The organism is Saccharothrix mutabilis subsp. mutabilis (genome assembly GCF_039521145.1).
Taxonomy (GTDB): Bacteria; Actinomycetota; Actinomycetes; order Mycobacteriales; family Pseudonocardiaceae; genus Actinosynnema; species Actinosynnema mutabilis.
The window spans coordinates 347,899-374,025 of the sequence record NZ_BAAABU010000003.1 but is presented as its reverse complement, the minus strand read 5'-3'; the positions used below and the strand labels follow the sequence as shown (position 1 = coordinate 374,025).

Below are 26,127 nucleotides of genomic sequence, written 5' to 3'. Positions count from 1 at the left end.
CAGGGTCGAGATCCCGGAAGACTGATCTTCGCCCTCGAAGGAGGGACCTCGTCAGGCCAGGTCGGCCAGCTTGCGCGTGAGCAGGCCGCGTTCGCGCTCGTTGCCGCACAGCTCGACCGCGCGGGTCAGCTCCTCCCGCGCCTCGCCCCGGCGGCCCAGGCGGGTGAGCAGTTCGCCGCGCACGGTCGGCAGCAGGTGCGACCCGGAGAAGGCGCCACCGGCCGCCAACCCGTCCACGATCGGCAACGCCGCTGCGGGGCCCCGGGCCATCGACACCGCCACCGCGCGGTTGAGGTCCACCACCGGGGACGGGGCCAGGCGGCCCAGGGCCTCGTAGAGCAGGACGACCCGTTCCCAGTCCGTCTCCCCGACCGACGCCGCGACGGCGTGGCACTCCGCGATCGCCGCCTGCAACCCGTACGCGCCCAGGCCCCGCCCGACCTGCTCCGCCCGCGCCAACGCCGCCCGCCCCCGGACGATCGCCGACCGGTCCCACCGCCGCCGGTCCTGGTGTTCCAGCAGGACCGGCGTGCCGTCCGGGGCCGTCCGGGCCGGGAAGCGGGCCGCCGTCAGCTCCAGCAGCGCCAGCAGGCCGTGGACCTCCGGCTCGTCGGGCACCAGGTGGGCCAGGACGCGGGCCAGGCGGCGGGCCTCGCCGGCCAGGTCGAACCGGATCAGGTCGTCGCCCGAGGTCGCCGTCGAACCTTCGGTGAAGATGACGTAGACCGCGCTGAGCACCGACCCCAGCCGCGCCCGCCGGTCCCGCGGCGGGGGCACCTCGAACGGCACCCCCGCCGCGCCCAGCGCCTTCTTCGCGCGGGTGATGCGGGCCTGGACGGTCGCGGTCGGGACCAGGAACGCCCGCGCGATCTCGTCGCTGGTCAGACCGCCGACGACGCGCAGCGTCAGCGCCACCCGCGCCTCCCGGGACAGCACCGGGTGGCACGAGACGAACATCAGCGCCAGCACGTCGTCGTCGATCTGGTCGGGGTCCCACTGCCCCGCGTCCACCACGCCCTCGCCCAGGTCGCGGGCGAGGGCGGCGTACCGGTCGTCGGCGGTGGCCCGCCTGCGGAACGCGTCGATCGCGCGCCGCCTGCCCACCGTCAGCAGCCAGCCCGCCGGGTTGGTCGGCACGCCGTCGCGCGGCCAGGTGACCAGGGCCTCGGCGAACGCCTCCTGGGCCAGGTCCTCGGCCAGCGCGAAGTCGCCGGTGTAGCGCGCCAGCGCGCCGACGATCCGGGCCGACTCGATCCGCCAGACCGCGGCGACCGCCGCCCGCCCGGTCGGGTCGCTCAGAGCTGCCCGGTGGCCTCGCGCCACGCGCGCTCCTTCTTGATCCACTCGTTGTCCTGCGGGAACTCGTCGATCGTCGGCACCCGCCGGATCTCGGTCTTGAACCCGGGACCCTGGATCGGCAGCCGCTTCGCCCACTCGACGGCCTCCTGCTTGGACGCGACGTTGAGGATGTAGAACCCGCCGAACAGCTCCTTCGTCTCGCCGTACGGGCCGTCGGTGACCACGGGCGGCTCGGACGAGTAGTCCACCACGACCCCCTCGGCCGCGTCCTCCAACCCCTCGGCGGCGACCAGCACCCCGGCCCGGACCAGCTCGTCGTTGAACCGGCCGACGGTGTCCAGCACCTCGGCGAAGTCCCGCTCGGCCATCCCCGCGAAGGCCTCGTCGGTCGCCCGCATGATCAGCATGTACTTCATGGTCGTCACTCCCGCGTTCCGGATCCCGCTGCTCGGGACCCTCTCACCACCCGGTCGAACGGGCGAGGGCGGGGATCGACACGGCGGCCGAACTTTTTCAAGATCTTTTTCGCCGTGTGCGCGGACGGTGGCCAGCGGGGAAGTGGATCGACGCGCCGCGCCGGCGGCGGTGGCGCGCGCTAGGCAGGCCACGAACGCTCGGCAGGCCGTGAACGCTCAGTAGGCCATGAACAGGATCTGGTCGCGCGAGTACTCGTGACCCGGGTGGTTCTCGCGCAGGTGCTCCTGGGTCTTCTCGACCAGGTCGTCCTCGTTCTCGCCGACGATCCGCTCGCCGCACGGGCAGGAGATGTTCTTCTTCATCGTCAAACCCCCTAGGTGATCTCCTCGCCCGACTCTACCGCGACGGGCGGTCGGACCGGGTCTCCCGAAGTGCGGGGTTACCGGCCGGTGGGCGGGCGGTTGCGGCGCGACGGCGTGGTACCCGGGCCACCACCGGGTGAACCGGACCGCCATGACCGACACGCGCGGGCGTTCGAGCTGTCCCCGGCCGCGTCTACGTGTGCCGCAGGTCCAGGTAGTCCTTGAACTGCACGGTCACCGCGTGCGCGTCCGACGGCCAGTTCCGCACCACCACCGTGCGGGACCCGCCGGTGCCCCGCGCGTGCTGGGTGACCCGGATCGGAGCGGCCGGCGCGGTGGCCAGGTGGGTGTCGGTGGCGGTCAGGAACGGCAGGCTCGCGAACGGCGGCAGCGCCACGCCCGGCGCCGACACCCCGTCGCAGCCGTCGTCGAACGCGAACGCCGCGAGCACCTGCCGCAGCTTCGGCGCGGCGGCGGGCGCGAGGACGTCGGTCCCGTCGTACTCAAGCCGGTCCTCGCCCGACCACCACTCCCGGTTGCGCACCACCGTGACGGCCGTGTGCGTGGGGCACCGGTCCACCTGGTCGCCGATGCCGCCCGGCTTGGACACCTGGAGGCGCAGGAACCGGTCCGAGCGCTCGAACGGCTCGAAGTAGAAGTGGTGGGTCAGCTCGCCCTCGCGCACCAACTCGAACTCGTAGTGCTTGCGCGGATCGGCCAGGAGCGGGCCGAACGCGCCGTCGGCGGACGTGGTGGTCGTGCGGGGCGAGCCGACGCGAACGCCGTTCACCACCTCCCACACCTTCAGAACGCCCGGCACGCCTTCGTTCTGCGGGAAGAACGTGGCCCGGCCGGCGATCCGCACGACCGGTTCGGGCAGCACGAGGGTGGTGTAGGCGTCCCGGCCGCGCAGGAACCGGTGCATGTGGGCGAACCCGGCGGCGGACGTGGTGGTCTCGGTGTGGCCCAGGGAGGTCAGGTCGACGTTGGTCGCGCCGCCGATCGAGCCGTTCGGTTGCGCGCTCCCCCACAGCGCCAGGGTCGGCAACCCGCCGGGCGGGGCGGCGCTGGACCGGCCGTCGACGTTCACGTACCGCCGCACGCCGGCCGCGCGTTCGGGGGTCGCGAGGTAGGCGTGCATGACGGTCGTGCCGCGGGAGTGCGCGATGACGTCCACCGCGGACGAACGGGTGCGGGCGCGGACGCCGGCCAGGAACACGTCCAGCTCGGCGATCGCCCGGTCGTTGGTGGGCACGCTCGTGTCGTACTCGAAGACGTGCAGCAGGTGGTCCGGGTAGCCGTTGCCGGAGAACCGCTTCGCGTTGGACTGCCACTGTTGCGCGGAACCCTGGTGGCCGTGCACGAACACGACCGGCGTGAGCGCGTCGGCCCGCGCGGGGACCGTGAGGAGTGTCAGCAGCAGGCCGACGACCAGGGCGAGCTTCATCGCGTCACCTCTCGCAGGTTGGCCCGGGCGTCGGCGGGCAGCAGGTAGCCGGCGCGGACGTTCGCCGCGTCGGTCGTGACGACCCGGTGGACGTGGTGGCCGTGGGTCGGGTAGAGGCGCTTGAGGGTGTCGGCGTCGAAGGGGACGTGGGTGCCGAACAGGCGGCAGAACGCCTCACCGCTGTTGTCGCCGGTGTTCAGCGCGCGGGGCGCGGCGACCTGGGACAGCCGGACGCCGCCCAGCGCCAGGCGAGCCGGCGCGGCGGAGGCGGTGGCGGTCGGTGCAGCGGCGGCTGGCGCGGTGGCCTCGGGGGTGGCGGCGGCCGGGGTGGGTGCGGGGAAGAGCAGGGCCAGTGCCAGCGCGAGCGGGCCGACGTGGCGGAGCGGCATTCTCGACTCCCACGGCTTTCCGGCGACGGGGGGCGATCGCCGAAGCTAGCGAGGAGTCGTTGCGGCGCACCAGGACGCGTGGCGATCGTGAGACGGCCGTCGCACGTTTTTCACGCCAGCAGCGACCGGGCGGCGCGCTCGGCCAGGTGGAGGTCCAGGGGCCCGCCGCCGAGCAGTTCGGCGTACAGCACCGACTCCACCAGCCTGACGTAGAGGTAGGCCGCCTGGTCGAGTTCGCCCGGCGGCCACGGCTTGACGCTCTTGAGGATGTCGCGCTGCGCCGCCACGGCCCTGCGGTGGACCTCGTGCAGCAGGACGCGGGCGGCGGTGTCCGGTTCGCGGCACAGGAACCGGCGGAAGGGCGCGGCGGAGTTCACCCGCGCCACGAACTCGCGGGTGACCCGGAGGACGCCCTCCACCCCGCCGTCCGCGCACTGCCGCCGCGCCCCTTCCAGGACCCGGCCGCCGAGCGTCCACAGCGCGTCCGCCAGCAGCCCGTCGCGGCTGCGCGCGACCCGGTAGAGCGTGGCCCGACTGACCGCGAGGCCCGCGGCGAGCGCATCCATGTCCACCGACCCGTGCAGTACGAAGAACCGGCACGCGCCGCGGACCACCTGCTCGCGAGTGACCACCCGCCGAGCCCCCACCGACCCCACCCGGCCGGTCACCGCTGGGCGAACGACCCGGACAGAGGCGTGGTGGCCTGCAGGACGGCTTCGGTCAGCGCGTCCGTGCGCAACCGGGTGACCTCCTGGTACTCCGGGTCCGCGACCATCCGGCTGAACGCCGCCCGGTCCGGGTAGCGGACCAGCAGCACCGCGTCCCAGCTCTGGCCGTCCTCGGCCACCAGGGCGGTCGAGCCGGTTCCCGCGTAGAGGACCTCCGCGCCGTAACGCGGCAGGAAGGTCTCGCGGAGGTGGCGCGCGTACTCGTCGTAGGCCTCCCGGCCGCCCTCGGCGAACCTGAGCAGGTTCAGCATCACGACCGGCCCGCCGGGGTCCTCCTGGACCAGCCGCTTGAGGTCCGCGCCCCTGGGATCGACCGCCACCCGCCACCTCCCGTACCCGCCGCCTGAACCGTTCGGGCGGCCTCCGAGCATGCCACCTCCGCGGCGCGCCGCCATCGGTGTCATCGCCTGCGGGTCACTCGGCGGCGATCAGGGCCTGGGGTGCGGCCTGCTTGACGCGCGTGCGCAGCCAGGCCAGCTGGCGGGCGGTGTCCCGCTCGTGGGTGGTGACGATGTCGAGCAGGTCCCGGTCCCGCAGGCCTTGCGCGGCCTGGCCGACGACGGTCCAGGTGATGTCGGTGAGGCTCGCCAGCGTGTAGAGGTCCTGGAGGTCGCGCAGCAGGCCGACGGGCCCGCCGCGGGTGGCGTCGAGGCCGGCGGCGTGCAGGCGTTCGGGTTCCTCCTCGCGGTGCTCGCCGTAGCGCTCGACGGCCGGTGCCAGCGCTTCGGCCTGGGCATCGGTCCGCTGGGCGAGGACCCGGCAGGTGTGCTCGACGTCGGGCTCCTCGCCGTGGCCCCGGGCGACCTCGCGGAAGGCGTCGGCAAGGGTGGTCAGCGACGTGTGCAGCAGTCCCAGGTAGGTGGCCAGGTGCATCGGTGTCAGCCCTCCGCGTGGGGGGTGTGGTCCGGGGTGGGCGGTACCGGGGCCGGGCCGGTCGCGTCGGACACCTTCGTCACCCGCACCGCCGCGACCTTGAACAGCGGCTGCTTGGACACCGGGTCCCACTCGGTCAGGGTCAGCTCGTTGGCCGCCCGCTCGTGCCGGCCGTCATCGGTGTCCCAGTAGCCGTAGTGGAACGGCACGAACACCACGCCGTCCCGGCTCCGGCCGACGCGCGCGGGCGCTTCCACCCGGCCGCGTGGCGACTCCACCCGCACCACGTCCCCCTCGCCCACGCCGAGCGCGGCGGCGTCGCCGGCGGACAGTTCCACCCACGGATCGGGCGCGGCCTGGCGCAGGCGGCGCGAGCGGCCGGTCTTGGTGCGGGTGTGGAAGTGGTAGGCCGTGCGCCCGGTGGTGCACACGAACGGGTAGTCGGCGCTGGGCTGTTCGGGCGGCGGCGAGTACTCGGCGGCCTTGAGGAACGCGCGGCCGTCGGGGCGTTGCGCTTGGTACCGCGCGGGCTCGGTGGTGGCGCCGGTGAGCAGGTCGTGGCCGTAGTCCTCGCACACGTCCGGGTGGGTGGGGAAGACCCCGTCGGCGTAGAGCCGGTCGCAGCCGTCGGGGTGCTCGTCGTCGCACGGCCACGGGATGCCGCCGCTGCCGGCGAGCTTGGCGTAGGACAGGCCGGTGTAGTCGCACAGCCGGCCCCGGCTGCACTCCCGCCACGCCTCGAACGCGCCCTCCGGGTCCGACCACCGGATCAACGGGTTTCCGTCGAGGTCGCGCAAGTCCATGCGGCGGGCGTAGTCGAGGAAGATGTCCAGGTCCGACCGCGCCTCCCCGGGCGGTTCGACGGCCTTCTCCGACAGGTGCACGGTGCGGTCGGCGTTGGTGAAGGTGCCCTGCTTCTCCCCCCACAGGGCGGCGGGCAGCACCACGTCGGCGTACTCGGCGGTCTCGGTGCGGAACCCGTCCTGCACCACCACGAACAGGTCCTCGCGCGCCAGGACCTCGCGCACGCGCGGCAGTTCGGGCAGCGACACGGCCGGGTTGGTCGCCGAGATCCACAGGAACCGGATCGAGCCCTGCTCGGCGTAGCGCCAGATCTGCATGGCGTGCGTGGGCGGCGCCCAGTGCGGGATGGTCAGCGGGTCCACGTTCCACAGCCGCGCCAACTGCTCGACGTGCTCGGGGTTGTCCCAGTTGCGAAACCCCGGCAGGTCGCCGTCCGCCCCGGTCTCCCGGGTGTTCTGGGCGGTGGGCTGGCCGTTCATCTGCAGGACGCCGCAGCCGGGACGGCCGATCAGCCCGCGCAGCAGGTGCAGGTTGTTGACCTGGCAGGACGCCGCCGTGGCCTGGTGGGACTGGTAGAAACCCTGCAACACCGTGGACAGCACCCGCTCGGAGGTGCCGAAGATCCGCGCGGCGCGCCGCAGGTCGTCCGGGTCGATCCGGCAGATCTCCGCCACGTGCTCGGGCGTGTAGGGCCGCACGGTGGCGACCAGGTCGGCGTAGCCGAGCGTGTGCGCGGTGACGTAGTCGTGGTTCACCCACCCGTTGACGACGACCTCGCGGACCAGACCGTTCATCAGGGCCTGGTTGGTGCCGGGCAGCGGGGCCAGGTGCACTCCCCCGGACTCCACCGCCGCCTCGGCGACCTTCGTGCGGCGCGGGTCCACCGCGACCACCAGCGGCCGGTCCGGGCCGTGCAGCCGGTCCAGCACCCGGGACCACAGCACGGTCTGCGTCTCGGCCATGTTGTGCCCGAACAGGAACAGCGCGTCGCACGAGTCCACGTCGGTGTAGGTGCCGGGTTGCCCGTCGGAGCCGAAGCTCTCCTTCATCGCCGCGGCGGCGGTGGCCGTGCACAGGCGGGTGTTGCCGTCCATGTGCGGGGTGCCCAGGCCGGCTTTGCCGATCACCGCGAGGGTGTAGTACTCCTCCAGGAACAGCTGCCCGCTGGTGTAGAAGCCGTGCGAGAGCGGCCCGACCTCGTCCAGCAGTCGCCGGGACCGGCGGACCACCAGGTCCATCGCGGTGTCCCAGTCGGTCTCCACCAGCGCGCCGTCGCGCCGCACCAGCGGACGGGTCAACCGGTCGCCGCCGTTCCACTGCCAGGAGCCGTAGAGCCCCTTGGGACCCAGGCGGCCGTGGTTGACCACGTCCTCGGCCCGGCCCCGCACACCCACCACGCGCCCGTCCTTGACGGCGATGTCGCAGCCGCACCCGTTGCTGCACAGCACGCACGCCGACTGGACCCACCGGTCCACGTCGGTCTCGGCCACGCCCTCGGCCAGGTGCAGGTCGACCCGCACCGGCCAGGCGGTGTCCCTGGCGTGCGGTGTCCGCGTGCCCCAGATGTCCGAGATTCGATCGGCCACGCGGCTCCTCCGTCGCTCGACTGCCCGCCCCGTCGGCTACCCCGGCCGGCGGCGGTCAACCGCTCCCCTCGCGGGTCAGGAGCGACCGGGCGACGGCGGCGAGTTCGTCGGGCGCGGAGTAGTTGAGGGCGTGCGCGCCGGGCACCTCGGCGAACCGGCCGTTCGGCAGCAGCGCCGCGACTTCCCGCGCCCACGAGCGCGGCACGATCGGGTCACGGCTGCCCCGCACGACCACGGTCGGTGTCCGGACGTGGTGCAGCTTGCGTTCGACCGGGTCGGCGAGCAGGTGGCGCAGCGTCGCGGCCATGCGCGCCGGTCCGGCTCCCAGGTAGTCCCGGGTGGCCACGAGGCTCAGCGAAGGGCGCTCCCGCGGGGCGTCGGCGAGCAGCCGCAGCACCTGGCGCCACGCGGTGCGCGCGCGCCGGTCCATCGTGGGGCCGGCCAGCACGGCGGGGCCGAGCAGGTCGGGCGAGTGCACGGCGAGGTCCACCACGACCTGGCAGCCGGCGGAGTTCGCGATCAACAGCGCCCCGCCGCGGTTCGTCGCCCGCAACCAGCCCGCCAGCGCCAGCGACAGCCCCCGCACGTCCAACGCCTCCCGCGGCCCCGGCGTGCGGCCGAACCCCGGCAGGTCCACCACGGCCACCCGCGCCGCGGGCGCGAGCCGTCGCGCCAGCGGCAGGAAGTAGCGGTGCGAACAGCCCAACCCCGGCACGCACACGACCTCGGGCGCGCCCTCCGGACCGAGGACCGCCGCGTGCACCCGCGTCCCCGCGACGACCGTGTGCTCGGCGCGGGTCACCTCCGCCATCGGCAGGTCGGGAGCGCGCAGCCGTCAGGAGCCGCCCTCGCCCAGGGTGACCGCCCGGAACACCTCGTCCAGGTCGGCGTACTCGGCCCGCGCGATCTCCCGCAGCGCCTGCACGGCCGTCGGGTCGCCCTTGCGGATGGCGGCGTCGAGCAGGTCGTTCTTGGTGGCCGGGAACGCGACCTCCGCCAGCGTCGCCCGCAGCACGTCCCGCGTGGTCTCGGCCATCGCTCCTCCGGTCCGTCGTCGGCACGCCTGGTCCACGAGCCGTCGTACGGCGCGGTACCCGCACACCCCGGCCGGAAACCGACCGCCACCCGATGGGGTGAAGGCGGCGGGCGTTGCCGGGCGCACGAGAACCGACGCCGGCCGCTTGCCCGCCTCGCGACTCAGCCGGCGCAGGCGCTGGTCAACGCCGCCACCTGGTCGGCCTTGCGCGCCAACCACGCGGCCGGCTGCCCGATCAGGTCCTCGACCGTGACCTCGCGCAACGTGGCCGCCAAGCCGGTGATCGCCCCGTTGACGGTCGTGTCGGCGGCGGTCGCGGCGAGGTCGGTCAAGGACGCCGCGGCGGCGTGCGCCTGGTCCACGGCCTGCTGCGGCGAAGCCGGGTCGACGGCGGCGGTGGCCTGGGACAGCGCCTCCGCGCACACCTGCACGGTGGTGGCGGTGTCGGCGATCGCGGACGCGGTCTGGGCGGCCTCCTGCGCGGCGCCGCAGCCGCTCACGACGGCCACCAGGGCGACAGCGGACAGGGCGACGGGAACGCGCATCAGGACTCCTCCGGCTCGGCTGGAACCAGAGGTCTCCCCGACCAGCGCCCACCGGCGCCGGCGTCGTGACCGAGCCGCTGCCGAGCGGCCGTAGTGACGATCACGAACCGGGCGGGTACTCCCCTCCGCACCACCAGCATGCCGTGATCACCGCGCCCGCGTCAAACAGGGCTGGTCGCGGGCCCGCGCGGCGAAGTAATTTCTGCGCTGTGCCGGAGCACGACGAGGTGATCGCGGGGCGGTACCGCCTGCAGGCGCAGGTGGGCCGGGGCGCCGCCGGCGTGGTGTGGCGCGCCCGCGACGAGCGGCTGGACCGCGTGGTGGCGTTGAAGTTCCTGATGTCCGGCGACGTCGAGCGGGTGGTCCGGGAGGGCCGGGTCGCGGCCCGCCTGCGCCACCCCCACGCCATCAGCGTCCACGACGTGGTCGACCACGGCGGCAGGCCGTGCCTGGTGCTGGAGTACCTGCCGTCGAGGACCCTGGCCGACCTGACCGACGCGGGCCCGCTGCCGGAGTCCCTGGTGGCCGGCGTGGGCTGGCAGGTCGCCTCGGCCCTGGCCGCCGCCCACGCCGCCGGGATCGTGCACCGGGACGTGTCCCCGTTCAACATCCTGCTCACCGACGACGGCACGGCGAAGATCGCCGACTTCGGCATCGCCCGCGCGATCGGCGAGGGGACCGTGACCGACGGGAAGGCCGTCGTGGGCACCCCTGCGTTCTGGGCCCCGGAGGTCGCGGCCGGCGCGGGCGCTGTGTTCGCCTCGGACGTGTACTCCCTGGGTGCCGTCCTCCACGCCGCCCTGAACGGCCGTCCACCGACCGCGGAACCGGGCGGGGACGGCCTGTTGGCGGAGGTGCTGGCCCTGGCGCTGCGGCGCGACCCCGCGGAACGCCCCACGATGGCCGACTTCTGCGCCCTGCTGGACGCGGTCGTCGCCGAACGTCCGAAGACCCAGGTCCTGGACGAGCCCGCCGAGACCCCACCGCGTCGGGCGTGGCGCAGGACCACGGCCCTGGCGGCAGCCGCCGTGCTCGTGGCGGCCGGGATCACCATCGGCCTCTACCTGCAAGACGACCGAACCCCCGCCGCCACCCCGACCTCACAGGAAACCACGCAACGCCAACCGATCACGCAACCCCAACCAGCCACGACCACCACCACCACGACCACCACCACGGCCACGGCCACGGCCACGACCACGGCCGCACCCCCGCCCGACTGCACCGCCCGCTTCAAGGTGACCAACTCCTGGCCCGGCGGCTACCAGGCGGAGATCACCGTGCAGAACGCCCGCGACAGCGCCCTGCCCAACTGGACCGTCACCTGGCCCCGGGAAGCCGGGCACGTGATCAGCAACCTGTGGAACGGCACGGTCACCGCCGCCGCCGACTCGATCACGGTCACGAACCTCTCCCACAACGCCCGCCTGCCCGTGGCCGGCTCCACGACCTTCGGCTTCACCGCCAACGGCCCGTTCACCCGCGACCCGGCCGTCACCTGCGAATCCGATTAGGACTCCGACGCGCGGATCAGCGGCGACAGCGCCAGACCGAGGACGTTGGCCGCGGTCGCGCTCGACAGCGCGATGCCCCACCCGATCGGCCCCAACGGCGTGCAGCCGAAGAACTGGCTCACCCCGGGCGTCTGGATCACCGCGCCCAACGCCGCCGCCGACCCCAGGCCGGCCGCCAGCACCGACCGGTCCCACCCGCCGGTGATCAGCGTCTGCCCCAACTGCGTCCCCACCAGCGCCGCCAGCGCGACCGTGCTCGCCCGCCGCTGCCGCCCCGTGAGCCGGGCCACTGTCCACGCCGCCGTCGCGCCCAACGTCGTGGTCACCGCCCGTGCCGTGATGTCGCGCGTCAACGCCGACCCCAACGACGTCGAGGGCCCCTCCCGCAACAGCTCGGGCACCGACTCGCCGTCCGGGCGGCTCAAGGCGATCGCCATCGCCGGAGCGAGATCGGTCAGCAGGTTCACCAGCAGCAACTGCCGTGCGGTCAACGGCGAACGCCCGGTCACCGCCGAACCCAGCACGCTGAACGCGATCTCGCCCAGGTTGCCGCCCAACAGGATCGCCAGCGCCTCCCGCACCGACGCCCACATCGCCCGACCCTCGACCAGCGCCGAGATGATCGTCTCCAGGCGGTCGTCGGTCACCACCAGGTCGGCGGCGGCACGAGCGGCAGGCGTCCCCCGCCTGCCCAAGGCGATGCCCACGTCGGCCAGGCGGATCGCCGGAGCGTCGTTCGCCCCGTCGCCGGTCATCGCGACCACGCGCCCCAAGCGTTGGTACGCCTCGATGATCCGGACCTTCTGAGCCGGCGTGCAGCGGGCGATGACGTCCACAGTGGGCAGAAGGGCGTCCAGCTCCTCGTCGGACATGGCCTCCACGTCCGCGCCGCTGACCACCGTCACGTCCTCGGAGGAACCGTTGACCTCGGCCGCGATCGCCTCACCGGTCGCGGGGTGGTCGCCGGTGATCATCACGATCCGCACGCCCGCCTCGCGCAGCGTCGCCGCCGCCGGGGGCGCGCCGTCGCGGACCGGGTCGGACAGGGCGATGAACCCCATCGGGGTCAACCCGGTGACGTCCTCGTCGGTCACCGACGTCCCCCGGAACCCGGACCGCTCCGCCACGGCCAGCACCCGGTGACCCCGTCCCGCGAGCTTGAGCACGCGGTCCTCCAGGCGCTTGCGGGTCTTGTCGTCCAGGTCGCAGCGCGGCAGCACCACCTCCGGAGCGCCCTTGACGCTGAGCAGCCCGCCCCGCCCCAGGGTCGCGTGGTAGCCGCGCGACGGTTCGAACGACAGCACCTCCACCGCCGCCCAGCCGCGCCGCCCGGTCGTGGCGCGCACGCGGGCCGACCGCGCGCCCTCCAGGACCGCGCGGTCGGTCTGGTGGACCAGGTCGGACGGGTCGTCGGCCGCCGGGGTCGCCCGGACGGCCGCCGCCAGCACGGTGCGCAGGGTGTCGTCCAAGGCCCCGGGCGCGGCGCCGCGGCGGCCGTTGTCCACCCGGCTCACCTTCAGCCGACCCTCGGTCAGCGTTCCGGTCTTGTCGAAGCACAGCACGTCCACCCGGCCCAGCGCCTCGATCGTGCGCGGGTTGCGGACCAGCGCGCCGTGGTCGGCGAGCCGGCGCGCGGCGGCCAGCTGGGCGGCGTTGACCAGGAACGGCAGACCCTCGGGCACCGACGCCACCGCCAGGTTCACCGCCGCGCCCATGCTCTGCCGCAACGGGACCCCGCGCAGCAGCCCGGCCCCGACCACCGCGACCGCCGAACCGAGCGCGACCGGCAGCGTCTTGCGGGTCAGGTCCGCGAGCCTCGCCTCCACTCCGGTGTTCGGGGTGCTGCGGCGGGCGGCGGCCATCGCCCGGCCGACCTCGGTGGCGTCGCCGACCGCGACCACCACGGCCGTCGCCTCGCCCACCGCGATCGTGGTGCCCTCGTACAGCATCGACGCCCGGTCCGCCGGGTCCGCGGCCACGATCGGCGCGGGGTCCTTGGTCACCGGCAACGACTCCCCCGTCACCGACGACTCGTCGGCCTCCACGCCGTCGCCGCTGATCAACCGGCAGTCGGCGGGCACCACGTCCCCGGCGGCCAGCCGCACGACGTCACCGGGCACCAGGTCGTCGCCGTTCACCTCCTGCTCGACACCGCCCCGCACCACCACCGCGCGCACGGCGGAGCGGGCGAGCAGGTCGGCCAACGCCCGGTCGGTGAACACCTGCTGCACGCTGCCGATCAACGCCGACACGCCCACGACACCGCCGACCAGCGCCGCGTCGACCGGCGACCCCACAGCCGCGGACAGCGCCGCGCCACCGGCCAGCACGGGGGTCAGCGGGTTGGCGAGTTCGGCCAGGAACGCGCTGCCCAGGCTGGTCCCCACGGACCGCTGCCGCGCGCCGGACCGCCGCCTGCGCACCTCGCCCTCGTCCAGGCCGTCCGGCCCGGAACCCAGCCGCTCCAGCACGGTGTCCACGGGCATCAGGTGCCACGGTCGGGTGGCGCGCCGTTCGACCGCCGGCCCGGGCTGCCCGAGCCGCCGCGCCCGCCACACGCCGTCCAGGAACCCGATCGCCGACGCCGTGTTCACCGCGCGGGACGCGCCCTCGGCGGGCCAGGGTCCGCGCGTGGTCAACGCCCCCACCGCGCCGATGCCGCTCGCGGCCTGGGCCAGCATGATCCCGTCCCGGCTCACCCGCCGCGCCGCCGCGACCGCCTCCACGAGCAGCACGACCGCCGACAGGTCCTCCCCGACGACCAGGTGCGCGCCCCACGGCGGCGGCCCGCCCGCGCGGTGCACGCCCACGCCGCAGTCCGACGCGCCCAGCGCGGTGCGGTGGTCGGACACCACCATCACCACGTGCCCCTCGGCCTGGAACCCGCGCACCGCGCCGACCAGCCCGGTGCCGGACGGGACCGTGGTGTCGGCGGAGCGGGACGGGCCGCCGGCCACGACCAGCCGCAGCCCGGCCTCCCGCGCGGCCACGACGATCGCGTCCACGATCGGCGGCGTCTCCACGTCCACGGCGAGCACGGCCTCCAGCCGGTCGCCGCGGGCCAGGCCCAGGACGTCGCCGGTGAGCTTGCGCCGCTCCCTGGTTCCCTTGCGGCCCTTCAGGGTGAGCTGGTCGATCGGCCCCAGCACCCACTCGCCGTCGCGCTGGAGGGCGGTTGGCTCGTCCGGGTCGAACAACGCGAACGCGTGCCGGGCGGACTCGGCGGGGTCGGTGTCGGGCAGCGGCACCAGGTCGCTGAGCACCGACCGGCCCGACCCGAGCGCGGCCTCGTCCAGCACGAGCAGGTCCACCGCGTCCAGGCCGCGCAGCACGGACCGCTCCATGACCAGCGTGCCGTGGCGGGCCAGCACCCGGCCGAGCTGCGCGGCGAACGCGGCCCGCGCGACCGACGGCGCTTTGGGCAGGCTCGCGACACCCAGCGCCATCGCCCGGCGCGGGCCGGTGAACGGCGCGGCGGCCAAGCCCGCGAGCGCCCCGGCGGCCAGCGCGCGGCGGGCGTAGCGGTCGGCCGGGCCCTCGGGGACCGGCGCGGGCCGTTCGACCACGATCGGGTCGGCGGCGGCGTCCTCGGGGCCCTTGATCAGGCCGTCCTCGGCGGCGCACCAGGCCCGTTCGTGCGCCTTGACCTCGCGCCACTGCTGGACGCGTTGGGCGATGTCGAGCAGCGTTCCCTCGCTGCGCGAGGCCAGGCCGTGCACCAGGGCGGCGAGGACGGAGGTGGCGGTGTCGGCGCGTTCCCGGCCCTGGAGCCTGCCGGCGGCCAGCTCGCGCAGCTTGGGGTGCAGGTCGACGGCGGCGGTCAGGGCGGCGATCTCGCCGGGCAGCGGCGCCCACGGCGCGACCTTGGTGATGGCGGCCAGCACCAGGCCCGCGGCGTCGGCGGCGAGCGTCGGGATCAGGCGGGTGCCCTTGAGGCCGTCGGCCGGGTGGTGCAGCTCGTCCTCGACCAGCCGCTCGTCCTCGGTGGCGGGTTCGGCCTCGGCGCGGCGGACCAGCTCGACCAGCTCGGCGGTGCGCGGCGGCGGGTCGGCCACGGCGACGATCACCCGTGACGACGGGGCGTTGACGCGGGCCCAGCGCACGCCGGGGTGCTGTTCCAACGCGCGTTCGACGCGGGCGGCGACCTGCTTGCCGCGCGGCCTGTGGACGCCGTGCGCCTCGATGTGCAGGCGTCCCGGGCACGACCACACGTTGCGCCGGTCGCGGCGCAGCAGCGGGGTGCGCTCCAGCGGGGCGAGGGCGAGTCCCACCAGGCCCTTGGCCAGGCCGCCGGCCGTGCGCACCGGATCGATGCCGAGGAGTTCCACCGTGCGTGGTTTCCCCCACGCGTGGGAACTCAAGCCACTCGTTCGGGGCCGAACCTCAACCGCATCCGGGTGACGGCCAGCCCGAACAGCGGACGCGCCCCGTCCAGCCAGGCCAGCGGCCCGTCGAAGCTCCAGGACAGCCTCGCCGGCGCGACCCGGCCGCGCACGGCCAGCGGGGTCCGCTTCGGCTGGCGCACCGCCGCGCGGGCCGCGACCGGCAGCCACCAGCGGGACGCCTTGTCGAGGCGGGCGGTGGCGATCGTGTGGTGGTCGTCGTGGGCGAGCGCGGCGAACGGCGGGGCCGGCGTCAGGTCGAAGCGGGCGAGCCGCTTGGGGATGTCCCACAGCTCCCGGCCGCCGTCGCGCGAGGCCGGGCTGTCCACCCAGATCGACGTGATCGACACCCCGCGCCGGACCGGCACGACGGCCGCCAGCTCCCGGTAGGTCAGCACCCCGCCGGGCTGGTAGTCGACGAACACGGTCACCACGACCGTCCGGCCGCGCACGCTCAACGGCCGGACCGCGCCGGGCACCGCGTCGGCGTCGACCAGCCACGCCGTCGCCCAGCAGGCGCCGCGCAGGTGCCACGGTTCGGGCGGGTACCGCACGTCACAGCTCCCGGATCGGCTCGTCCCCCGCCTCGCGCAGCACCACCAGCGCCGGGTGGTCGTCGGCGTCGAACTCGATCACCCCGGACCTGCCCGCCGCCAGCGCCCGGTCGATCTCGACCAGCAGCTCCAGCAGCAGTTGCTCGGCGCGTTCGAGGGTGTCGGCGTGGGCGACGACGTACTCCCGGGCCCCGCCGCGCTGCCCGTTGGCGTCACCCTGCAACTGCACCACCACCCCGCACGGCTTGGGCGGGTTGGCGGTCAGCAACCGGGCGGCCCCGATCCGCAGCAACAGGTCGGCCCGCACCAGGCCGCGGTCGTAGGTGGGGAGCCAGACGTGCGGCGCGCTCATGATCGGCACTCTAGTGAGCACGCCCGGCTCCCGCTGACCACGAACGGTTGACCGGTTCAGTGCACCAGGGTGATCGCACAGCCGATGCGCACGGGGTGCTTGGGCGCGCCGTCCTGGACGTCCCCGGCGATGCCCGCCGCGACGATCCGGTCCAGGGTGTCCATGCCGTGCACGACGCGGCCGAAGACGCTGTAGACGGGCCGGATGTTGGCGTGCGAGTGGACGATGAAGAACTCGCTGCCGTTGGTGCCGGGTCCCTGGTTGCCCATCGCGACCGTGCCGCGCGGGTAGGTTTCGGCGCCGGTCACCTCGTCGGCGAACCGGTACCCCGGGCCGCCCTCCTCGGCGCGGTAGATGTCCCCGCACTGGAGGACGCCCAGGCGAGCGGAGTTCGTGAGCCGGAAGCACCGGGTGTCGTCGTAGAAAGCGTGGCGGACGAGGTGGACGAAGTTGTGCGCGGCGCAGGCGGCGACCGAGCGGTCCAGCTCGATGACGACCACCCCGTAGTTGGTCGCCAGGAACACCGTCCCGCCACCGCGGGTGGACGCGGCGGGCCGGGGCGGCTTGACGGGCTTGGCGGCAGGGTTCTCGGGGGTGGGGATGAAGTCGCAGTGCTTGACCGGCTTCGTGGGCGCGGGGTCAGCGGACGCGACGGGCGTGGCGAGGGCGGTGGCGATCAGGGCCAGAACCAGGACGAACCTTCGCATGACCCCCGAGGCTAGCGCCCCGCGCCACCCCCACACCCCGACCGCTACCGCCCGCCCCCGCGCCGCCCCCACCTCCACCTTCACCTCCGCCTCCGCCCCCGCGCCGCCCGGACCGCTACGGCCCGCCAGCCCACGCCGCCCCGACAACTTCGGCCCACCCCACCCGCACCGCCCGCGTCCCGACCTCCGCCAGCCGCACCGGGTCGACCGCCGCCTCCGCCACCCGGCCCTCCGCCGGATCAGATCCAGCCCTCGTCCCACGCCAACCGCGCGGCCTCGTACCGGGTGTGCGCGCCCAACTTGGTCATCGCCGAGGACAGGTAGTTCCGCACCGTCCCCGCCGCCAGGTGCGCCTCCTGCGCGATGGTCGTCACCGTCCCGCCGCGCAACGCGTACCGCAGCACGTCCAGTTCCCGGGCCGTCAACGGGCACGCGTCCTCGGTCAGCGCCGCCGCCGCGATCTCCGAGTCCACGTAGCGCCGCCCCGCGTGGACGTCCCGCAGGATGGAGGCCAGCTTCGCCGCCGGGGTCGTCTTCGGCACGAACCCCCGCACGCCCGCGCTCAACGCCCGTCGCAGCCCCCCGGCCGGGCGTGCCGGGTCACGATCACCACCGCCACGCCCTCCAGGTCGCGCACCGCCTCGGCCGCGAGCACCCCGTCGCGCTTGGGCATCTCCAGGTCGAACACGGCGATGTCGGGCCGGTGCGCCCGCACCGCCGCCACCGCCGCGTCCCCGTCGCTGGCCTGCACCACCACCGACAGGTCGTCCTCCAGCTCCAGCAGCGCCGCCAGCGCGCCCCGGATCAGGTCCTCGTCGTCGGCCAGCACGATCCGGATCACGTCCGCACCCGCCCCACCAGCTCGAACCCGTCCGCGCCCGCCGGGCACGCCTCCACCAGCCCGCCCACGGTCGCGAACCTCTCCCGCAACCCGGCCAGCCCCGCGCCCGCCTCGGACGGCTCGTCCGGCCGCACCCCGTCGTTGCGCACCCGCACCGACACCTGCCCGTCCGCCACGGCCACCGCCACCGAGCACCGCCGCGCCCGGCTGTGCCGCAGCACGTTCGTCGTCCCCTCCCGCACCAGCGCCCCGAACAGCGGCTGCAACGGCGGCGGCACGTCGGCCGCGTCGCCGGTCACCGCCGTCTCGATGCCCGCCGCCCGCAGCACGCCCACCGCGTTGGTGATCTCCGTGCCCAGGCTGGCCCGCCGGTAGCCGTGGACGACGTCCCGGGTCTCCTTCAACGCCGTCCGCGCCAACTCCGCCACCTCGTCCGCGTGCGTGCGCGCCGCGTCGTCGTCGCGGCCGATCAGCCGCGCGATCAGCTCACCCTTCAACGCGATCGCCTGCAAGTGGTGGCCCTGGATGTCGTGCAGGTCCGCGGCGAAGCGCAGCCGTTCCTCGGCCACCGCCAGCGCCTCGGAGGTCTGCCGGGCCGAGTCGAGCTTGAGCACCGCGTCCCAGAACCACAGCTGCACCGACTCGCCGACCACGAACCCCACCACCAGCACCACGGGCATCACCAACGAGCCCAGCAGGTCGTCCGACCACAGCACCCCGCCCGCCAGCACCACCACGACCGTGCCCGCCGCCACCAGCCGCCACCGCGACACCGCCCGCGTCGTCGCCACGACGTGCGCGATCACCGCCGCCGACAGCAGGTACCACGCCATCGGCACCTCGACCCGCGTGTCCGCGTACGCCAGCGCCGCCACCGCGACCGCGAACGTCGCCAGGTGCTCGACGGTCCGCTGCTCGCCCCGCCCGACACCGCCCATCGCCTGCCGCAGGTACCGGACGTGCTGGACGGACACCACGAGCACCGCCGCCGCCAGCAGCGGCGTGCCGACCACGCCGTACTTGCCGGTGGACAGCTCCAACGCGGTCACCAGCGCGACCATCACGCCCGCGCCGACCACCGACCACCACGTCCAGCGGCGCAAGGTGCCGATCAGAGTCACCGCACGAATCTACGAGCCGGATCACCCCGGTGTCCCCTGACATCTGTCATGTTCACGCGTGTCGGCCGACACTGCCGCCCGCCGCGCCCCCGCGTGAGCATGATCGCCATGAGGAAAGCGGTGATCGACGTGACGGGCCTGCGGTGCCGTTACGGGGACTTCGAGGCGGTGCGCGGCATCGACCTGGAGGTGCGGCAGGGGGAGCTGTTCGCGTTGCTGGGCACCAACGGCGCGGGCAAGACCACCGTCATGGAGGCCCTCGAAGGCCTGCGCCGGCCCAGCGACGGCCGGGTCCGGGTGCTGGGCGTGGACCCGCACCGGGACCGGTCGGCGATCCGCGCGCGGACCGGGATCGTGTTGCAGCACAGCGGTTTCCCGGCCGACCTGACGGTGCTGAAGATGGTCCGCCTGTGGCGGCGCGGCACGCCCGCCGACGCCCTGGAACGACTCGACCTCGCGCACCGCCGGGACGTGCGGATCAAGCAGCTCTCCGGCGGCGAGCGGCGGCGGCTGGACCTGCTGCTGGCCACGCTGGGCCGGCCCGAGCTGCTGTTCCTGGACGAACCGACCACCGGGCTGGACCCGGAGTCGCGGCAGCGCACGTGGGACGTCGTGCGCGGCCTGCTCGCGGAGGGCACGACCGTCGTGCTCACCACGCACTACCTGGAGGAGGCGGAGGCGTTGGCGCACCGGTTGGCGATCCTGCACGAGGGGGTGGTGCGGGTGTCCGGGGCGCTGGTGGACGTGCTGGCAGCGCAGCCCGCGCGGATCTCGTTCGACCTGCCCGACCGGCTCCAGGTCGACGCCCTGCCGATGCTGGCCGGCGACGTGGTGCACGAGCCGTCCGGCCGGGTCCACGTGCGGACCCGCGAACTCCAGGACGACCTCGACCTGCTCCTGTCCTGGGCGCGCCGCGACGGCCTGCGCCTGACCCGGCTGCGGGCCCACCACGCGTCCCTGGAGGACGTCTTCCACACCGCGCGAGGTGCCGCGTGATCGCCGCGTTGGGGGTCGCCGAGCTGAAGCTGTTGGCGCGCAACAAGATGGCCGCGACGATGGCGTTCGTCATGCCGGTGGGCGTGGGCGTGTGGTTCGCGCTGACCACGGGCGCCGACGCGTGGCCGCTGGTGATCAGCGTGCAACTGCTGTCCACCGCGGGGTTCACGGTGTACGTGACGGTGACGACGAGCCTGACCGCCCGCCGCCAGGACCAATACCTCAAGCGGCTGCGCACCGGGGCCGCGTCCGACGCCGTCGTGCTGACCGGGGTGCTGCTGCCGCCCGTGCTGCTGGGACTGGCGCAATCGCTGCTCCTGCTCACCGTGAGCCTCGCCCTGGGCGCGCCCGCGCCGACCCGTCCGGAGCTGCTCCTGCTCGCCGTGCTCGGCGGCCTGGCGGTGAGCTGCGCGGCGGGCGTGGCGACCAGCGGCGTCACGTCGACCGCGGAACTGGCCCAGATCACCACCGGCCCGTTCTTCTTCGGCTTGCTGGGCGGCGGGATCTGGGCGGTGGCGTCCACCGATTCCCGAGCACTGCTCGCACCCGGCGGCGGCGTGGCCGAACTGGTCACCGGCGCGTGGGGCGAGCAGGTGCCCGTGGGCCAGGCCGCCCTGGCCCTGCTCGCCTGGACCGTCCTGGCCGCCGCCCTCTCGGTCCGCCTGTTCCGCTGGGACGCCCGCGCCTGACGGTTCGACCCGTGTTGTGAAGTGGTTCACACCCCGCTCCACCCACGGCCACCTGGACGCGCTCTGCTGTCCGGACATCTCGTCCGACGAGAGGGAGCACCCGTGGAACGTCGCACCTTCCTGCGCGCCGCCGTCGCCGGTGGCGGTTCGATGGCCTTCGGCTTCACGCTCTGGAGCGAGGCGCTGGCCTACCCGGCGCAGACCGGCCCCAGCCCGTACGGGGCGTTGCAGGCCGCCGACGCCAACGGCATCCAGTTGCCGCAGGGCTTCACCAGCCGGGTGATCGCCCGGTCCACCCAGACGGTGCCGGGCACCGACTACGTGTGGCACAGCGCCCCCGACGGTGGCGCGTGCTACGCCGACGGGACCGGCTGGATCTACGTGTCCAACGCGGAGATGGCCGCGCCGGCCGGTGGCGCCGGCGCGGTGCGGTTCTCCTCGACCGGCCAGATCACCGGGGCGTACAGCATCCTCACCGGCACCAACCGCAACTGCGCGGGCGGCGACACACCGTGGGGCACGTGGTTGTCGTGCGAGGAGGTGGACCTCGGGTACGTCTACGAGACCGACCCGTTCGGCGTGACCCCGGCCGTGCGCCGCCCGGCGATGGGCCGGTTCAAGCACGAGGCCGCCGCGTGCGACCCGGACCGCAAGGTCGTCTACCTGACCGAGGACGAGAGCAACGGCTGCTTCTACCGGTTCGTCCCCACCACGTGGGGCGACCTGTCCGCAGGCACCCTCCAGGTGTTGCGGGAGGTCAACGGGGTGCTGTCGTGGGCCACCGTCCCCGACCCGGACGGCAGCCCGACCCGCACCCGGCGGCAGGTGTCGGGCGCGAAGGTCTTCAACGGCGGCGAAGGCGCGTACTACCGCAACGGCACGTGCTTCTTCACCACCAAGGGCGACAACAAGGTGTGGGCGTACAACGCGGTGAACAACACCATCGCCGTGGCCTACGACGACAACCTCACGTCCAACCCGCCGTTGACCGGCGTGGACAACATCACCGGCGCCGCGGTCGGTGACCTGTACGTCGCCGAGGACGGCGGCAACATGGAGATCTGCGTGATCACGCCGAACGACGTGGTGGCGCCGTTCCTGCGGATCACCGGGCAGTCGTCGTCGGAGATCTGCGGCGTGGCGTTCAACCCGGCCGGCGACCGCCTGTACTTCTCCTCCCAGCGCGGCACGACCGGTTCGAGCAGCGGCGGCATCACCTACGAGGTCACCGGCCCGTTCCGCACGAGCCTCTGACCTGCGGCACCCCGAAGCGGCCAGGTGAACAACCTCCCACTTGGCCGCTGCGCCGGTCAAAAGGCAACCACTACCCTCACTGGCGGCCGCCCACCGAAAGGACTCCCTGCCATGCGCCACCACCCCCTGCTCCGCGCCGCAACAGTCCTCTTCACCACCGCCCTGCTCACCCTGGCCGGCACCACGGTCGCCACCGCCACCCCGGCCGAACGCGACCCCGTGCACCAGCCCGCCGCCGACACCCCCGTCACCGCCCTGGTCACGAAGCTGAGCCACTCGGAAGCCGCCGCCCGCTTCCGCGCGGCCGGCATCACGTGGTCCTCCAGCGGCGGGTGCAGCGACCGCTACAACTCCACGTGCACGTCGTTCGAACAGATCAACCTGACCACCGTCCAGGGCGCGGAGACGCTGAAACGAGCCAGCGGCTGCGCCCTGAACATCACGGGTGGCACGGAAACCGGGCACGCGAGCGGCACGTACAGCCACTGGAACGGCTACAAGCTGGACTACAGCCTTTACACGTGCGTCGGCAACTACATCCGCAACAACTTCACGTACATCGGCAGCAACAAGTGGCGCTCAGGCTCCGGCAACATCTACTACCTGGAAAGCAACCACTGGGACGTGACGTACTACAATTGCGGCGGCTGCTAACCACCCCTCCGCGCCGAAGGCGCGCCCACGGGCTGCCAAGCCACAGGAAGGGCCTCGGTTCGTCCCCCGTACGGCCTGGGCGCAGCCCAACCACAGATCGCCGGGGTCGGCCTGAAAAAGTTTCGCGAGGAACGAGCGAAAGTTTTTTGGCCGACCCCGGCGATCTGTGGTTGCCTCCGGCAGGCCGTGCGGGGGACGAACCGACGCCCTTCCACCCCCGGGGGCCTGCCGCGCGGCGAGCGCCGCTTTTGATCTTTCAAGCTTTCGATCTTTCAAGCTTCTTCATACGCACAGCGCAACTCAGCAAGACTTCCGCAGAACCTCACCAGAAGTACCGGCCAAAGCCACAGACGACACCGGCGAAGACTTGGCGTTGGTGTAAGACCGGCCCAACTCCACCCCCACCGCCGGCGACCCGGTCCGGTTGGCGTTCACGATCACCACACCGCACGCGAAGTCCCGCCGGAACACGTTGCCGCCCAACGCCTTGTAAGGCCCACTGGGCGCACCCAAGTCCCAGTCGTACTCCGGGTGCCAAGGCGAGGCGTTGTCGTACCCGTCCGTCACGTCGATCTCCGCGATGGCCGACCGACCACCACTGGCCAACAGGTAACTCGCCAACGCGTACCGGAACGGCTGCTCCGCCCCACGGCTGAAGTGCGGCTGCACCCACGTGATCTTGCCGCGCGCCTCGTTCGACGCGATCTCCGCCACCTGCCGGCTCCAGCCCTCCGGGTACTCCGACAACAGATCGCTGTCCGAGAACGTCAGCCACCACTCGTCGAAGCCACCGTCGAGGTGCTCGGTGTAGGCGTCCCACGCGCCGGTGTGCAGGCGGGCGTTGGACAGGTTCGCCACCGTCTTCAGCCCGGCCGCACTGAACTTCGCCCGGGTGTTGGCGAGCATCGACTTGTAGGCGTCCTGGATGGACGCGTTGGTCGGGTACTTCGCCGGGCACGTGCCCGGGTGGTAGGCGTCGCACGGGAACAGGGCGTTGTCCATGAAGATGCCGTCGAACACGCCCTTGCTGCTCGCGACCACGTTGTCCGCCCAGGCGTTCTGGTACGCCGGGTTGCCGACGTCCATCTGCCAGTGCCCGGAGTAGCCGCTGTACTCGAAGCGCTGCCCGCCCGGCGCCAGCAAGAACCAGTCGGGGTGGTTCTTGTCGGCGTCGCAGTAGCCCACGCCCGTGGGCAACTGCGCGTCATCGACCCCGTTGCGGCAGGCGTAGCTGCGCGTCGAGGTCAGGTCCTTGTAGACGAACGTTTGCAGCTTCGGGTTGGCCGCCTTCAACTTCCGGGCCAGCTCGCCCTCCCACGCGTTGAGCACGACGTAGCTGCGCCGCTTCGCCTCGGTGGCGATCATCTCGTCCGTCGTGGGCGTGCTGTTCATGTGCAGCCAGAACGAGCGGACCCGCCCGTCCGCCGTCTGCGGAGCCGTGGTGGACGTCGTGGGGGCCGTCGTGGTCGTCGGTCGCGACGTCGTGGTCGTGCTGCTCGACGATGTCGTTGTGCTCGTCGTCGTGGTGCCCACCGTCGCGGTGGTGCTCGCCGTCGCGGTGGTGCTCGCGGTCGTCGGCGCGGTGGAACCGCTCGGGGAGCCGGCGGGCGAGTCGGGTCCCGTGACGGGCGTCGTGGACAGGCCCGCCAGGGCGAGCACGGCCGCGACCAGCGCGCGGGCAGCCTGGAACCAGGGCATGGTGGGGACTCCTTGCGGGCGGCGGGCAGCAGGCTCTGGCCGTGCCGCGACACGCCGCGGGGGTACGGGGGAGTTCGGGACTCCCGATCAGCGCGCGTTGGGGGAGGCGCGCCGCAGGGTTGTGTTGCGGTTCGGGGACTTTTTCGGTTACGCGGGAGTCAAACCGTTGTGTTACCGGCAAGTCAAGTAACGCGCGCCACAATTCGCGAAAAAATCTTATGATTTTCGCACGCTGCGTGGCGCTTCAGCTCCGCACCGCGATCTCACAGCTCGGGCACGTGCGCGGCGACCACATCGGACTCGACGCGCCACCCCAGCGACTCGTACAGCAACCGACCCTCGACCGTGCTCACCAACACCGCGACCCCAGCCCCGCGCCGCGCGGCGGCCACGCTCATCAGTCCCATCACGAGCTTCCCCAGACCACGCCGCCGGTGCTCGGGCTCGGTCACGACCTGGTCCACCACCGCGGCACCACCACGCACCGAAAACCGCCCCCGCGCAGCCGGCCCACCACCCAGCCCCACCACGACGACCTCGTGAAACCCGCGCTCCCCCGCCACCTCGACCCGGTACCCGTCCGGCACCACCCCGGGCGCACCGACGCCTCCCAGGGCGACGCTCATCAAGTACTCGGGCGCGCCCACCGACCACTCGGGCCCGAGCAGCGGCAGCACGTCCTCCCGCGGCGCGGCCACCTTCAACCACGTGCCGGGAGCGGTCAACGCCGCCCTCTCGCGCACCGACCCCGTGCCCCTGATCACGTACCGGACGCGGTGCCCCACCCGGCCGACGTCCACCCGGAACCCGTCGTGCTCCTCGACCGGCTCCGGCGCGTCCCGGCACAGCGCCCAACCCCGAACCCACTCCCCCCAAGTGCTCCACGGGAACCACACTACGTGCCGGGCGATCATGCGCCCGGTGCGCCCGCGCTGGTCGGCGAACCCACCACACGCGTCCCGGTCGGGGCTCAACCGCGCCAGGGCAGCATGTCCACCAGCGGCGCGAGCAGCTCGCCCACCGCCTCGCGCAACGGCGGCACGAAGATGATCAGCGCGATCAACAACGCCACGTACGGCGCGATCCCGCTCTTGCGCTTGGCCGCCACGATCCCACCCCCGAACGACTCGTCCACCGGCCAGGTGGCGCGACGCTAGCAGAAGGCAGGTCCGCGGCCCTGCCGAACGACAGGGTCCGATCGCGACCACGGGCCGACGCGCGATGATGTCGATCTTCATAGCGTCGGTGCCGTGATGAAAACCGTTGGGGCGGAGGGGATCTCCGTCGAGGACGTGCCGGATGTCAGCGCCGGGTGGTACCTGGACCTGGCCGGGCTGGGGGCGGCGGCTCCCGAACCGGTGCGGGTGGTGGCCGCGATCGCGACCGAGGCCGTGATCGGGGTGTTCGCGGTGTTGTTCGTGCTCGTCTGGTGGCGGGCTCGGAGGCGGGACGCGGCGGTGATGGCCCGGGCGTTGGTCGGGCCGGTGGTCACCGTGGTGGCGTACCTGGTCAGCGAAGGGGTGAAGGAGGTGTGGCGGCAGGACCGGCCGTGTCGCGTGCTGGGTGAGGTGGCGACGGTCGTGCCGTGCCCCGAGGTCGGCGACTGGTCGTTCCCGAGCAACCACGCCACGATCGCGGGTGCGGCGGCGGTCGCGCTCGCGTGGTCGGGGTGGCGGGTCGGGTTCGGGCTCGCGCTGGTGGCGGCGGCGTCGCGGGTGGTCGTCGGGGTGCACTACCCGCACGACGTGGTGGCGGGGCTGGCGTTGGGCGCGGGGGTGGCGTTGCTGGTGCCGGTCGTGGCGCGGGCGGTGACGCCGGTGGTGGTGCGGTTGCGGGCGCACGACGCGGGCGCGGTGGTGCTGGGTGGGAGATGATGCCC

Annotated in this window: 26 protein-coding genes and 1 pseudogene; 6 read left to right on the top strand and 21 right to left on the bottom strand. The window is 73.6% G+C overall.

Going from position 1 to position 26,127, the window contains the following annotated elements:
• Positions 1–51 precede the first annotated feature (51 nt).
• From ABD126_RS09395 to ABD126_RS09340, 12 genes are all read right to left on the bottom strand, one after another.
• Positions 52–1,299: an RNA polymerase sigma factor gene (locus ABD126_RS09395; protein WP_343933621.1), complete on the bottom strand. Its 1,248-nt coding sequence runs from the start codon at positions 1,297–1,299 to the stop codon at positions 52–54.
• The gene (locus tag ABD126_RS09390) at positions 1,296–1,715 is read right to left on the bottom strand and encodes a YciI family protein (protein ID WP_343933319.1); all 420 of its coding nucleotides are present in this window, start codon (positions 1,713–1,715) and stop codon (positions 1,296–1,298) included. The genes ABD126_RS09395 and ABD126_RS09390 overlap by 4 nt, the downstream gene beginning before the upstream one ends.
• A 216-nt stretch (positions 1,716–1,931) precedes the next feature.
• Complete coding sequence (locus tag ABD126_RS09385) at positions 1,932–2,078, bottom strand: DUF1059 domain-containing protein (protein ID WP_343933318.1); 147 nt, start codon at positions 2,076–2,078, stop codon at positions 1,932–1,934.
• Positions 2,079–2,271: 193 nt separating this feature from the next.
• Positions 2,272–3,525, bottom strand: coding sequence for a hypothetical protein (locus ABD126_RS09380; protein ID WP_343933317.1), 1,254 nt, complete (start codon positions 3,523–3,525; stop codon positions 2,272–2,274).
• A complete protein-coding gene (locus ABD126_RS09375; RefSeq protein ID WP_343933316.1) occupies positions 3,522–3,914 on the bottom strand; it encodes an alpha/beta hydrolase domain-containing protein in 393 nt (130 codons plus the stop codon). Before ABD126_RS09375 ends, ABD126_RS09380 begins: the two co-directional genes overlap by 4 nt.
• Positions 3,915–4,024: 110 nt before the next feature.
• Entirely contained in the window at positions 4,025–4,546 is a 522-nt protein-coding gene (locus ABD126_RS09370; protein WP_343933315.1) for a QsdR family transcriptional regulator, read from the bottom strand.
• A gap of 32 nt (positions 4,547–4,578) precedes the next feature.
• Positions 4,579–4,962 carry a DUF1330 domain-containing protein gene (locus ABD126_RS09365; protein ID WP_343933314.1) on the bottom strand — a complete coding sequence of 128 codons (384 nt, stop codon included), beginning with the start codon at positions 4,960–4,962 and terminating at the stop codon, positions 4,579–4,581.
• A gap of 94 nt (positions 4,963–5,056) precedes the next feature.
• Complete coding sequence (locus ABD126_RS09360) at positions 5,057–5,515, bottom strand: hypothetical protein (RefSeq protein ID WP_343933313.1); 459 nt, start codon at positions 5,513–5,515, stop codon at positions 5,057–5,059.
• A gap of 5 nt (positions 5,516–5,520) precedes the next feature.
• Positions 5,521–7,905 carry a molybdopterin oxidoreductase family protein gene (locus ABD126_RS09355; RefSeq protein WP_343933312.1) on the bottom strand — a complete coding sequence of 795 codons (2,385 nt, stop codon included), beginning with the start codon at positions 7,903–7,905 and terminating at the stop codon, positions 5,521–5,523.
• Positions 7,906–7,960: 55 nt separating this feature from the next.
• Positions 7,961–8,716, bottom strand: a complete 756-nt coding sequence (locus tag ABD126_RS09350) for an alpha/beta fold hydrolase (RefSeq protein WP_343933311.1) — start codon at positions 8,714–8,716, stop codon at positions 7,961–7,963.
• Between the two features lie 24 nt (positions 8,717–8,740).
• Complete coding sequence (locus ABD126_RS09345; RefSeq protein WP_343933310.1) at positions 8,741–8,941, bottom strand: DUF2795 domain-containing protein; 201 nt, start codon at positions 8,939–8,941, stop codon at positions 8,741–8,743.
• A 161-nt stretch (positions 8,942–9,102) separates the two neighbouring features.
• Complete coding sequence (locus tag ABD126_RS09340) at positions 9,103–9,486, bottom strand: bacteriophage spanin2 family protein (protein WP_343933309.1); 384 nt, start codon at positions 9,484–9,486, stop codon at positions 9,103–9,105.
• 209 nt (positions 9,487–9,695) lie between these two features.
• Here ABD126_RS09340 and ABD126_RS09335 point away from each other — a divergent pair, with 209 nt between their 5' ends.
• The gene (locus ABD126_RS09335; protein ID WP_343933308.1) at positions 9,696–11,000 is read left to right on the top strand and encodes a serine/threonine-protein kinase; all 1,305 of its coding nucleotides are present in this window, start codon (positions 9,696–9,698) and stop codon (positions 10,998–11,000) included.
• On the opposite strand, the gene ABD126_RS09330 is transcribed toward ABD126_RS09335, so the two are convergent.
• The 6 genes and pseudogenes from ABD126_RS09330 to ABD126_RS09305 form a co-directional block, all read right to left on the bottom strand.
• Positions 10,997–15,328 (bottom strand): cation-translocating P-type ATPase, encoded by a 4,332-nt coding sequence (locus tag ABD126_RS09330; RefSeq protein ID WP_343933307.1) that lies wholly within the window; start codon positions 15,326–15,328, stop codon positions 10,997–10,999. The genes ABD126_RS09335 and ABD126_RS09330 overlap by 4 nt on opposite strands.
• 29 nt (positions 15,329–15,357) lie before the next feature.
• The gene (locus tag ABD126_RS09325; protein ID WP_343933306.1) at positions 15,358–15,936 is read right to left on the bottom strand and encodes an acetoacetate decarboxylase family protein; all 579 of its coding nucleotides are present in this window, start codon (positions 15,934–15,936) and stop codon (positions 15,358–15,360) included.
• Position 15,937: 1 nt separating this feature from the next.
• Positions 15,938–16,288: a hypothetical protein gene (locus ABD126_RS09320; RefSeq protein ID WP_343933305.1), complete on the bottom strand. Its 351-nt coding sequence runs from the start codon at positions 16,286–16,288 to the stop codon at positions 15,938–15,940.
• 56 nt (positions 16,289–16,344) lie between these two features.
• Positions 16,345–16,995: a peptidylprolyl isomerase gene (locus ABD126_RS09315; RefSeq protein WP_343933303.1), complete on the bottom strand. Its 651-nt coding sequence runs from the start codon at positions 16,993–16,995 to the stop codon at positions 16,345–16,347.
• A gap of 239 nt (positions 16,996–17,234) precedes the next feature.
• A pseudogene (locus tag ABD126_RS09310) lies at positions 17,235–17,836 on the bottom strand (response regulator transcription factor).
• Complete coding sequence (locus tag ABD126_RS09305; protein ID WP_343933302.1) at positions 17,833–18,957, bottom strand: sensor histidine kinase; 1,125 nt, start codon at positions 18,955–18,957, stop codon at positions 17,833–17,835. The pseudogene ABD126_RS09310 and the gene ABD126_RS09305 overlap by 4 nt, the downstream one beginning before the upstream one ends.
• Positions 18,958–19,065: 108 nt before the next feature.
• Between ABD126_RS09305 and ABD126_RS09300 the strand changes: the two genes are divergently transcribed.
• The 4 genes from ABD126_RS09300 (at position 19,066) to ABD126_RS09285 (ending at position 22,550) form a co-directional block, all read left to right on the top strand.
• Positions 19,066–19,953, top strand: a complete 888-nt coding sequence (locus ABD126_RS09300; protein ID WP_343933301.1) for an ABC transporter ATP-binding protein — start codon at positions 19,066–19,068, stop codon at positions 19,951–19,953.
• Positions 19,950–20,642, top strand: coding sequence for an ABC transporter permease (locus tag ABD126_RS09295; RefSeq protein ID WP_343933300.1), 693 nt, complete (start codon positions 19,950–19,952; stop codon positions 20,640–20,642). The genes ABD126_RS09300 and ABD126_RS09295 overlap by 4 nt, the downstream gene beginning before the upstream one ends.
• A gap of 102 nt (positions 20,643–20,744) precedes the next feature.
• On the top strand, positions 20,745–21,896 hold the full coding sequence (locus ABD126_RS09290) for an alkaline phosphatase PhoX (RefSeq protein ID WP_343933299.1): 1,152 nt from the start codon (positions 20,745–20,747) through the stop codon (positions 21,894–21,896).
• Positions 21,897–22,007: 111 nt separating this feature from the next.
• Positions 22,008–22,550, top strand: a complete 543-nt coding sequence (locus ABD126_RS09285; RefSeq protein ID WP_343933298.1) for a hypothetical protein — start codon at positions 22,008–22,010, stop codon at positions 22,548–22,550.
• Between the two features lie 300 nt (positions 22,551–22,850).
• On the opposite strand, the gene ABD126_RS09280 is transcribed toward ABD126_RS09285, so the two are convergent.
• From ABD126_RS09280 to ABD126_RS09270, 3 genes are all read right to left on the bottom strand, one after another.
• Positions 22,851–24,248 carry a putative glycoside hydrolase gene (locus ABD126_RS09280; protein WP_343933297.1) on the bottom strand — a complete coding sequence of 466 codons (1,398 nt, stop codon included), beginning with the start codon at positions 24,246–24,248 and terminating at the stop codon, positions 22,851–22,853.
• Between the two features lie 263 nt (positions 24,249–24,511).
• Entirely contained in the window at positions 24,512–25,222 is a 711-nt protein-coding gene (locus ABD126_RS09275; RefSeq protein WP_343933296.1) for a GNAT family N-acetyltransferase, read from the bottom strand.
• Positions 25,219–25,383 (bottom strand): hypothetical protein, encoded by a 165-nt coding sequence (locus ABD126_RS09270; protein ID WP_343933295.1) that lies wholly within the window; start codon positions 25,381–25,383, stop codon positions 25,219–25,221. Before ABD126_RS09270 ends, ABD126_RS09275 begins: the two co-directional genes overlap by 4 nt.
• 118 nt (positions 25,384–25,501) lie before the next feature.
• Here ABD126_RS09270 and ABD126_RS09265 point away from each other — a divergent pair, with 118 nt between their 5' ends.
• A complete protein-coding gene (locus ABD126_RS09265) occupies positions 25,502–26,122 on the top strand; it encodes a phosphatase PAP2 family protein (RefSeq protein WP_343933620.1) in 621 nt (206 codons plus the stop codon).
• The last annotated feature ends 5 nt before the right edge of the window (positions 26,123–26,127 follow it).

Excerpts from the sequence above, each read along its gene's own strand:
- ABD126_RS09380 (WP_343933317.1), bottom strand. The coding sequence starts at position 3,525 with ATGAAGCTCGCCCTGGTCGTCGGCCTGCTGCTGACACTCCTCACGGTC.
- ABD126_RS09340 (WP_343933309.1), bottom strand. The coding sequence starts at position 9,486 with ATGCGCGTTCCCGTCGCCCTGTCCGCTGTCGCCCTGGTGGCCGTCGTG.
- ABD126_RS09385 (WP_343933318.1), bottom strand. The coding sequence starts at position 2,078 with ATGAAGAAGAACATCTCCTGCCCGTGCGGCGAGCGGATCGTCGGCGAG.
- ABD126_RS09360 (WP_343933313.1), bottom strand. The coding sequence starts at position 5,515 with ATGCACCTGGCCACCTACCTGGGACTGCTGCACACGTCGCTGACCACC.
- ABD126_RS09300 (WP_343933301.1), top strand. The coding sequence starts at position 19,066 with ATGAGGAAAGCGGTGATCGACGTGACGGGCCTGCGGTGCCGTTACGGG.
- ABD126_RS09265 (WP_343933620.1), top strand. The coding sequence starts at position 25,502 with ATGAAAACCGTTGGGGCGGAGGGGATCTCCGTCGAGGACGTGCCGGAT.
- ABD126_RS09315 (WP_343933303.1), bottom strand. The coding sequence starts at position 16,995 with ATGCGAAGGTTCGTCCTGGTTCTGGCCCTGATCGCCACCGCCCTCGCC.
- ABD126_RS09280 (WP_343933297.1), bottom strand. The coding sequence starts at position 24,248 with ATGCCCTGGTTCCAGGCTGCCCGCGCGCTGGTCGCGGCCGTGCTCGCC.
- ABD126_RS09285 (WP_343933298.1), top strand. The coding sequence starts at position 22,008 with ATGCGCCACCACCCCCTGCTCCGCGCCGCAACAGTCCTCTTCACCACC.
- ABD126_RS09345 (WP_343933310.1), bottom strand. The coding sequence starts at position 8,941 with ATGGCCGAGACCACGCGGGACGTGCTGCGGGCGACGCTGGCGGAGGTC.
- ABD126_RS09390 (WP_343933319.1), bottom strand. The coding sequence starts at position 1,715 with ATGAAGTACATGCTGATCATGCGGGCGACCGACGAGGCCTTCGCGGGG.
- ABD126_RS09350 (WP_343933311.1), bottom strand. The coding sequence starts at position 8,716 with ATGGCGGAGGTGACCCGCGCCGAGCACACGGTCGTCGCGGGGACGCGG.
- ABD126_RS09320 (WP_343933305.1), bottom strand. The coding sequence starts at position 16,288 with ATGAGCGCGCCGCACGTCTGGCTCCCCACCTACGACCGCGGCCTGGTG.
- ABD126_RS09375 (WP_343933316.1), bottom strand. The coding sequence starts at position 3,914 with ATGCCGCTCCGCCACGTCGGCCCGCTCGCGCTGGCACTGGCCCTGCTC.